The following is a 1,852-nucleotide window of genomic DNA, read 5'->3' as shown; positions in this document are numbered from 1 at the left end:
ATTATAAACCGCATTATCCCCCGTACCGGTAACTGTTCCCCCAAAAAGTTTTTGCAGCGTTTCTAAATTATAATCCATTAAGTCAAACTCAAAAGTCTCTTTACCCGGTACAGTTACAGAATCAATCGCTGTATCAGATTCTTCGGCGAAAAAATCTGTAGTATCTCCATCCTCACTATTGAAAGTAAATGTTTCGCGCCGAGTGTATCCTAATTTTGACCACGTCGTTGTAACTCCGCCATCATCAGGTATAGGCCCGAATTCCAGCTTTTGTAGCCCTCTGGTTATCATTTTATCTGTTGCCATTTTCTATAATTTTAATTAAAATATGCTTTGTAGCTTATAAATTGTATTCTTATATTTATATAATGATTCTTAGCGTCTATGTCTTTAAGGGTGTTTTCCCAAAGGACAAATAGATTGTAATCTTCATTATAAATTTCATCTATTTTGCTTTTTACTAATTTATTTAATTCTTTAAGCCTTTTTAAATCAGGCTGATTTTGCGTTTGGTTTTTAAATTTTATCAACAAATCGGGTACGTGGATATTTATATTAAATGTGCCTTTCTGAATATCCCCACTTGCAAGTATTAAAGAGTTAATTACAATATCTTCCTTATTAGAATTTGCGGGACGCTGAATTTTATATATACCCCCGGATAACCCTTCTTCCAATGGTTTTAATATTTGGTAAATTAAATCTATAACCTCTATATTTGTTCTCAATTCAATAGTTTGTTTAAATTTTTAACCATTTTGGGAAGTTCTCTTTTAATCAGTTCTTCTGAAGAAGTAAGTACATTATAACCTTTGCTTTCCACATATATTGCATAATTCATTCCTGCAACTACTATTAAAGAATATTTATCAACCGGTTGCTCTGTCGCTAATTTTAATGCTAAATTCTCTCCTATTTCAGCTCCCTCTTCATTATATTTAGCTATTCCGACATTATTAAAACCTAGTTTTTGAAGAATTTTTCCATTTTTAACAATTATGTACCCTGTTGATGAGCGCAAATTGTTGGTAATGTTTTTATAATCTCCATTATTTCTAGCTTCCATAATAGCCTCCTCTCCCAAATAACTTAGATTTGCCAATATTATGCTTTCGACAATCGCAGAATATTTGTTAAATTTAGCTTTTAGTGCGTCAGAATTAAATTTAGCTTTTAAACCCATATCCTTGTATGGAGTTGATCCATACGTGAATTCACCACAGGTAACTCCGGTACTCTAATATCGCCATTTACTCCTATTACTCGAACTATTGTACCGGAGGCTATTTGTGTTGTATATTTTGGACATTGTATCAACGCCGTATATGTGTAATTAATCCCATCTATGCTTTTTATTATTTTTCCATTACCCGCATCATCTCGGCAATTACAATAATATTTCCAATAAGTTTTTTGGGTATGATAATCACCGTTGTCATCTTGCTCAGAACCCACAATCACAAGTATTTCTAATTTATAGGGATATTGCGTTACCATAAATTTGGCGAACTCACGTATGAATTATTATAAATTTCATCATCTTCTCCTAATTCTTTTGCTAATGAAGAATACCATAACCGTATAGCTTCCATATCCCAAGAAATGGAGTACCCTCCTTCTGATAAAGTTTTTTGTTTGGGGAGATATACGGTAAACTCTTTAAAGAGTGCTTTTTTTAATAATAACACATCTTCTTTTCCCATAATTTCTTTATCAGGTACAAGGTTTTGATTTAAAAGAATCAATTCTATAGTAGCAGCTTCAACCCCTAAAGGAGATAAAGTAGCGGTTATGTATTCTTTATAGTTCATTGATTTATTTCTCCGTTTTCAAACTGTATATTCCATTGATG

The 1,852-nt window shown here is 32.3% G+C and carries 5 protein-coding genes; all 5 read right to left on the bottom strand.

Translation table 11 applies throughout. From position 1 onward, the window contains the following. Window positions 1-306: hypothetical protein (locus ASC36_RS10320; RefSeq protein WP_221400594.1), on the bottom strand; the 306-nt coding region annotated here is incomplete at its 3' end. A gap of 11 nt (window positions 307-317) precedes the next feature. Continuing rightward, window positions 318-728 (bottom strand): hypothetical protein, encoded by a 411-nt coding sequence (locus ASC36_RS10315; RefSeq protein WP_055426406.1) that lies wholly within the window; start codon window positions 726-728, stop codon window positions 318-320. After that, a complete protein-coding gene (locus ASC36_RS10310) occupies window positions 725-1,183 on the bottom strand; it encodes a hypothetical protein (protein WP_055426405.1) in 459 nt (152 codons plus the stop codon). Before ASC36_RS10310 ends, ASC36_RS10315 begins: the two co-directional genes overlap by 4 nt. After that, entirely contained in the window at window positions 1,174-1,497 is a 324-nt protein-coding gene (locus ASC36_RS10305; protein WP_055426404.1) for a hypothetical protein, read from the bottom strand. Before ASC36_RS10305 ends, ASC36_RS10310 begins: the two co-directional genes overlap by 10 nt. Further along, entirely contained in the window at window positions 1,491-1,811 is a 321-nt protein-coding gene (locus ASC36_RS10300) for a DUF6706 family protein (RefSeq protein WP_055426403.1), read from the bottom strand. Before ASC36_RS10300 ends, ASC36_RS10305 begins: the two co-directional genes overlap by 7 nt. Window positions 1,812-1,852 lie beyond the last annotated feature (41 nt).

The sequence above is a fragment of the Apibacter mensalis genome, assembly GCF_001418685.1.
GTDB classification, from domain to species: domain Bacteria; phylum Bacteroidota; class Bacteroidia; order Flavobacteriales; family Weeksellaceae; genus Apibacter; species Apibacter mensalis.
The sequence above is the reverse complement of the archived record's forward strand: the minus strand, read 5'-3'. Positions and strand labels throughout refer to the sequence as shown.

Bases quoted from the DNA above. Each gene is read 5' to 3' on its own strand.
- ASC36_RS10305 (WP_055426404.1), bottom strand. From the start codon at position 1,497: ATGGTAACGCAATATCCCTATAAATTAGAAATACTTGTGATTGTGGGT.
- ASC36_RS10310 (WP_055426405.1), bottom strand. From the start codon at position 1,183: ATGGGTTTAAAAGCTAAATTTAATTCTGACGCACTAAAAGCTAAATTT.
- ASC36_RS10300 (WP_055426403.1), bottom strand. From the start codon at position 1,811: ATGAACTATAAAGAATACATAACCGCTACTTTATCTCCTTTAGGGGTT.